The organism is Pseudoxanthomonas sp. LjRoot204_2, from assembly GCF_056175765.1.
Genome location: NZ_JBGFFG010000186.1, coordinates 1 through 6,627, shown reverse-complemented (window position 1 = coordinate 6,627; position 6,627 = coordinate 1). Strand labels below are relative to the sequence as shown.

The window sequence follows — 6,627 nt, the reverse complement described above, 5'->3', positions numbered from 1 at the left end:
GTGCCCAGCGTGTCGGTCAGCGTCGTCACCGACGTGGTCTGCGAGTTCGCCACCACCGTCGTCAGCGTGTAGGTGATCGTCTCACCCACCGCCACCGGACCGGTCGTGCTGGCCGACTTGCTGTAGCTCACCGCAGGCGCCGTCACCGGCGTGGAGGTATCGCAAACGTTGTCGATCTGACAACCGCCCTGGTTGCCCGTCACCAGGTTGGTCACGGCCACGACGGCCTGGTCGTTCACCGTCGTGGTGTACACCACCGTGTACGTGCCTGGCAGGGTGCCTGCTGGCAGGGTAAACGTAATGACGGGCGCTCCACCAGCGTCGACCGTATAAGCGCCCGGCGGCGTCTGACTGGTGACGGTGCCAAACGTCAGGCCTGTGCCCAGGGTATCGGTGAGCACCAGCGCATTGACCAAGCGCGAGTTGGCCACGACTGCCGTCAGGGAATACGTGATCGTCTCGCCGACAGCCACCGGACCCAACGTGTCAGCCGACTTGAAGTATTCCACCCTGGGCGCCACGACCGGCGTCACGATCGTGGTGGTGCACGCAGCCGTCGTGTTGCCTACCGGGCAGACAGGGCTGGTCACGACCGCCGTGTTGCTGACATTCCCCGCTGTCACGTCGGTCGACGTGACCGTGTAGCTGCCCGTCAGCACGCAGGTACCGCCCGGCGCCACGCTGGCGCAGGCGATCGTGTTAGGCGTGATCTTGCTGTCGCTCACCACCACGCCGGTCAGGGTCGTGTTGCCGGTGTTCGTCATGGTGACGGTGTAGGTCAGTACGTCGCCGACGCTCACCGTCCCGCTGGCATCACCGTCCGCGTTGCCCGTCAGCGCCTTGAGCAGGCTCTGCGACGGTGCGGCGGTCGAGGCGACCGTGGCGGTATCGGGCTGCGAAGTCGTCGTGCCGCCGGCGGGGTTGGTCCCCGACGCCGTTGCCGTATTGCTGATCGTGCCGGCGTCGATGTCCTGCTGCGTGACGACATATGTGCCGCTACAGGTCGTCGTCGCACCCGCCGCCAGCGTGCTGACCGGACAGTTGATGACCGGCGCCGCTCCGGTACCGCTGAACGCAGTCTCGTTGATCTGCAGGCTCGTGATCGCCACGTTGCCCGTGTTGGTCACCAGGAACGAATAAGTGACCGTCTGGCCCGCGGCCGACACTGTGGTCGGCGACGCTGTCTTGTCCAGCGCAAGCGACGGAGCGGGCTGGAAGGTATTGGTAATCGAGCAGCTTGCGCTCTGGCCATTGGCCAGCGTGAGCTGGTTGCCGGACAGCGTGCCCGCCGTGCAGCTCCAGCTGCCAGCCGCGTAATTGGCGACCGTCGGTTCCGACAACGTATACATGCCCGCATTGACCGAGGCATTGGTCACTGCCGCCGTGCCACTCACACCGGTGATGGTCGTCGGACCGGTCGCGGTCAGCGGGAAGTCGCTGATGGTCGCCGCGCCACCGCCCGTATTCACCAACGTCTTGACCAGCGTCAGCGTCGCGGCCTGATCGTTATTGGTGATCGAGCAGCTCGCACTCTGGCCATTGGCCAAGGTCAGCTGGTTGCCAGACAGCGAGCCGGCGGTGCAGCTCCACGTGCCTGCCACGTAGCCCGCGGCCGTCACTTCCGACAGCGTGTACACGCCGGCACTGACCGAGGCATTGGTGACTGCGGCCGTGCCGGAGACACCCGTGATGGTCGTGGGACCGGTCGCCGTCAGCGGGAAGTTACCGACCGTGGCCGTGCCGCCATTGTCGTTGATGACCGTCTTGACCAGCGTCAGCGTCGCGGCCTGGTCGTTGTTGGTGATGGTGCAGGTGGCGACATCGCCGCCGGCCAGGCTGACCGTGTTGGCCGCCACCGCCGCGCCACCATTCTTGACGCAACTCCATGTCGCTGCCGTGTAGCCGGCGGGACCGCCGGTCTCCGTCAGCGCATACGAGCCGGCAGGTACGGCGACCGAGGTGACGGCCGCCGTGCCGGTCGCTCCCGAGATGGTGGTGGACGGCCCGGTGGCAGTGAGTGTCCAAGCGGTCGCCAGCGCGGTACCGCCGTTGTCATTGACGACCTGCTTGACCAGCGTCAGGCGGGGCAGCGCCAGAACCCCCACCGTCACGCTGGACGTGTTGTTGGCCGTGTTGGTATCGACGATGCCCGCCGGCAACGCGACGTTGGCCGTGTTTGTGACCTGGGTTTGCGCAAGGACCGGTGCCGTGAATGCGCCCCAGACGGCCAGCGTCCCCACTACAAGGAGGGAGCGGCCCTTCCGGGCAAGACGGCGGAATCGAGTTGGAGCGTGCACGGTGGTCCCTTGCGCTGGATCGGGAGATAAGCCAGCCGGGACTGCCTCCCCCAAGGCTGTCTTGAAAGTCGGTGCGCTCCCCGACGGCCACTCGGCCGGTCGAATTGGTGCGCACGTCACAAATCGCGCTTCACACCCCGAAGCGGACATCTTTCACACTAAAGTGAGATCTCTATTACATCTTTACTTTAATTTAACGTCAACTCATTGACGTCAATAGGTAAGCGCGTGAACTTCATCACAGAAGCAGCGCATGCCGGCGCCAGAATGCCGCCGCGGCCGATCAGTGGCCCGCTGCGACAGACAAGCGGCAGAAAAGGCCCACGCAAGCAGGCCCACCCCGCTCATCCGTTCAGGACAGGCAGGGACAGCAAACCCGGGGAATGGCCGGCCTGGCCGGCAGGGAATCAGTCGCTCTGCAGCTCGGCGACGAAGTCGTAGGCGTCGCCGCGGTAGTAGGACCGGGTGGATTCGACGACCCGACCATCCTCCAGGAAGGCGCGCCGCTCGACCAGCAGGCCTGGCGCGCCCACCGGCAGTTCGAGGTGGCGGGCCGCCTCCTCATCCAACGCCACGGCTCTCAGACGCTGCAGGGCGCGCTTGGGCCGGTGGCCATAGGCGTCCAGCGCTTCATATAAAGAGGTGGTCACGCTGTCTGGATCAGGCAACAGCGCGTAGGGGACCAGGGTGCGTTCGATGGCGATCGGAGATCCGTCGACGTGCCGCAAACGGTACATGCGCACCACGCCGCTGCCCGGCGACAGGTTCAGCGCCATCGATTCTTCGGGGGTTACTTCCCCCACGGTGCGCTCGAGAAACTTCACCTGCGGATTCAGACCACGCTCGCGCAGGTCGTCGGTGAAGCTGGTCAAGCGCGAGAACTGGCGGAGGATCCGCTCGGCCACGAACGTGCCGGCCCCCTGTCGCTGCACGAGCAGACCATTTTCGATCAGGCCGGCCAACGCTTTGCGAATGGTCACCCGCGAAAGGTCCAGCAGTTGGGCCAAGTCGCGTTCGCTGGGGAGCGCCTGTCCAGGCCGCAGCACCCCAGCATCCATCAGGTTCTGCAGCGCGCGACGCAGGCGCAGGTAGGCCACTGCCCGGGTGGACTCACCGGTCTGCAGCCGCTGGTATTCCTCGAGCAGGTTCGTTTGCATGACAATAAAAATACCAGTGCCGTACCAATACCGCAACAATCCTTTCACTTAGCGGACCTGTTGGCATCCCGTGGTACCCCGGTGGTATTGTGATCGCTCATTCCTGTAGCACCGAGACGCTCCCGTGACTGCGAAGACCTTGCCTGTCGACACCTTCGATCTCGTCATCTTTGGCGGCACCGGCGATCTGGCGTTGCGCAAGCTGCTGCCGGGCCTGCTGCGACGCTATGCCGACGGCCAGATTCCGGAAGAGAGCCGCATCCTCGGCGTGGCGCGCGACAAGCAGGGCGATGCCGAATACCGGGCGAAGGTCGGCGAGGCGCTGGCCCGCATCGCCAGCGGCGACGAAGCGCTCAAGGCCAAGCTGCCTGCCTTCCTCGACAAGCTGGGCTACATGGCCCTGGATGCCACCAAGGACGAGGGCTGGGACGAGTTCGCCGCCCGACTGCAGACCACCGGTGAGCGCATCCGCGTCTTCTATCTGTCCACCAGCCCCACGCTGTTCGTGAACATCTGCGACCGCCTGCGCGCCCATGGCCTGAATACCGGCAACGCGCGCGTGGTGATCGAGAAGCCTATCGGCCACGACTCGGCCAGCGCCGCGGTCATCAACGATGCCGTCGGCAGTGCCTTCGCCGAAAGCCAGATCTTCCGCATCGACCACTACCTSGGCAAGGAGACSGTCCAGAACMTSCTGGCGCTGCGCTTCGCCAACATCCTGTTCGAGCCGCTGTGGAACGCCAGCCRCATCGACCACGTGCAGATCACCGTGGCCGAAACCGTCGGCCTGGAGAAGCGCGCCGGCTACTACGACACCTCCGGCGCGCTGCGCGACATGGTCCAGAACCACCTGCTGCAACTGTTGTGCATGGTGGCGATGGAACCGCCGGCCGCGCTGCAGGCCGACGCCGTGCGCGACGAGAAGCTGAAGGTCCTGCGCTCGCTCAAGCCGATCCGCGGCGAAGACGTCGGCCACCTGTCCGTGCGTGGCCAGTACCGCGCGGGCGCCAGCAGCGGCGCCGCGGTGCCGGGCTACCTGGACGAACTCGRCAAACCCGATTCGCGCACCGAGACCTTCGTGGCGCTGAAGGCCGAAGTCGACAACTGGCGCTGGGCCGGCGTGCCGTTCTACCTGCGCACCGGCAAGCGCTTGGCCGAGCGCGTCTCCGAGATCGTCATCGCGTTCAAGCAGATCCCGCATTCCATCTTCGACGACAGCGCCGGCCCGGTGATGGGCAACAAGCTGGTGCTGCGCCTGCAGCCGGACGAAGGCGTGAAGCTGTGGATCATGATCAAGGACCCGGGCCCGGGCGGCCTGCGCCTGCAGCACGTGCCGCTGGACATGAGCTTCGCCGAGGCCTTCGGCGTGCATCAGCCGGAAGCCTACGAGCGCCTGCTGATGGACGTGGTCCGCGGCAACCAGACCCTGTTCATGCGCCGAGACGAAGTCGAGGCCGCATGGGCCTGGATCGACCCGATCCTCTCCGCCTGGGAGGCCGGGCGCGAGACGCCCAAGCCCTACACCGCCGGTTCGTGGGGTCCCAGCGCCGCCGTGGCCCTGGTCGAGCGCGACGGCCGCACCTGGCACGAAGACACCGTCTGACGTCGCCGGCCCCGCCCAGGCGGGGCTTTCCTGGCGCCCCCACGCCGACCTGCCTTCCCCCGGGAAGCCCCCACTCCCGAGTCGCTCCATGCCCCCCACCGATCTCTCGCTGCAGATCCAGCTGCACCCCTTTCCCGATGGCGACAGCGTCGCCACTGCGCTTGCACGCGCCGTGGCCGACGACCTGCGGACCGCGCTCGTGGCGCGTGGCCATGCCAGCATCGCGCTGTCGGGTGGCAGCACGCCCCGGCGCTTCCTGCAGGCGCTGTCGAAGGAGCCGCTGGACTGGGCCAACGTCACCGTCACCCTGGTCGACGAGCGCTGGGTACCCGACGATCATGACCGTTCCAATGCCCGCCTGGTGAAGGCGCACCTGCTGCAGCACGCCGCTGCCGATGCGCACTTCGTGCCGCTCCACCGTGCCACCCCCACTCCGGACGAGGCCCTGGCAGATATCGCGGCGGCCCTGCCGGCAAGGCTGGACGTGGTCGTGCTGGGCATGGGCGGCGACGGGCATACCGCCTCGTTCTTCCCCGGCGGCGACCGCCTGGTCGACGCCATGGATCCGGCCACCCCGGCGACCGTACTGCCGATGCATGCGCCCGGGGCGGGCGAGCCCCGCATCACCCTCACCCTGCCGATGCTGCGCGACGCCGGCCACCTGTATCTCCATATCGAAGGCGGCGAGAAGCGACAGGTATTGCAGCAGGCGCTGTCGGGCCAAGGCGCCGGAGCCGGCTACCCCATCCGCGGGGTGTTGCAGGCCCTGCGCGCGCCGCTGCAGGTCTACCTGGCGCAGTGAGCACCCTACCGCCCTTGTTGAGGCAAAGACGGCCTCACTGCTTATAATGCGGCCTTGCCCGCGGCGTTCCGGCGCCCGGCCCCGCCTGGATCGCGCAGCGCGTTGTCCGTCGGCCCCCGTTTTCGTAGCCATGCGCGGCCCTGAGGCCGTGCTGCCAAAGGTGGAAAGTGCGTAACTACGACCTCGAATTCCTCAAGCATTTCTCGATGGTGATCGGCTTCCTGATGCTGGTCACCGCCGGCCTGATCGTCGGTGCGTATTTCCTGCACGACAGCCTGCCGCCGGAAGTGGATCCGAAGGCCGTGCAGATCACCGAGGCCCGCATTGCCCCGGCCGGCGCGGTCTATGCCGGTGAAACCGGTGCTGCGGCCCAAGCGGCAGCCGCCGCGGCCGCCGCGGCGGCTGCCTCCTCCCAGGTCGCTTACGGCGGCACGCTGGACGGTGGCGAGATCTACAAGAACCTGTGCGGCGCCTGCCACACCAACGGCGTCGGCAAGGCACCGATGCTGACCGCTGCCGGCATGGGCGCACGCGCCAGCAAGGGCGTCGACACCCTGTACAAGCACGCGATCGAAGGCTTCACCGGTCCGGACGGCGGCATCATGCCCCCGAAGGGCGGCAACCCGGCCATCTCCGACGAGCAGATCCACGCCACCGTCGATTGGATGCTGGCCAACAGCAAGTAAGGCCTCGCGCCTTCCATGAAACGCCGCCTGCGGGCGGCGTTTTTGTTTGTGTCGTGGGGAATCTCAACCGCTTTCCTTCTCC

5 protein-coding genes are annotated in these 6,627 nt (G+C 66.8%); 3 read left to right on the top strand and 2 right to left on the bottom strand.

The window, feature by feature from the left end; genetic code table 11:
- Together AC04L7_RS10250 and AC04L7_RS10245 are read right to left on the bottom strand one after the other, a co-directional pair.
- Window positions 1–2,240 (bottom strand): DUF7507 domain-containing protein (locus AC04L7_RS10250; RefSeq protein WP_475512943.1); only part of this gene is annotated, 2,240 nt, incomplete at its 3' end.
- A 464-nt stretch (window positions 2,241–2,704) separates the two neighbouring features.
- Window positions 2,705–3,454, bottom strand: a complete 750-nt coding sequence (locus AC04L7_RS10245; RefSeq protein WP_296281493.1) for a GntR family transcriptional regulator — start codon at window positions 3,452–3,454, stop codon at window positions 2,705–2,707.
- A gap of 124 nt (window positions 3,455–3,578) precedes the next feature.
- Here AC04L7_RS10245 and zwf point away from each other — a divergent pair, with 124 nt between their 5' ends.
- The 3 genes from zwf (at window position 3,579) to AC04L7_RS10230 (ending at window position 6,545) form a co-directional block, all read left to right on the top strand.
- Window positions 3,579–5,057 (top strand): glucose-6-phosphate dehydrogenase, encoded by a 1,479-nt coding sequence (gene zwf, locus AC04L7_RS10240; protein WP_475512942.1) that lies wholly within the window; start codon window positions 3,579–3,581, stop codon window positions 5,055–5,057.
- Window positions 5,058–5,145: 88 nt separating this feature from the next.
- Window positions 5,146–5,859: a 6-phosphogluconolactonase gene (gene pgl, locus AC04L7_RS10235; protein WP_299344549.1), complete on the top strand. Its 714-nt coding sequence runs from the start codon at window positions 5,146–5,148 to the stop codon at window positions 5,857–5,859.
- Between the two features lie 167 nt (window positions 5,860–6,026).
- On the top strand, window positions 6,027–6,545 hold the full coding sequence (locus AC04L7_RS10230; protein ID WP_436000812.1) for a c-type cytochrome: 519 nt from the start codon (window positions 6,027–6,029) through the stop codon (window positions 6,543–6,545).
- Window positions 6,546–6,627: the final 82 nt, after the last annotated feature.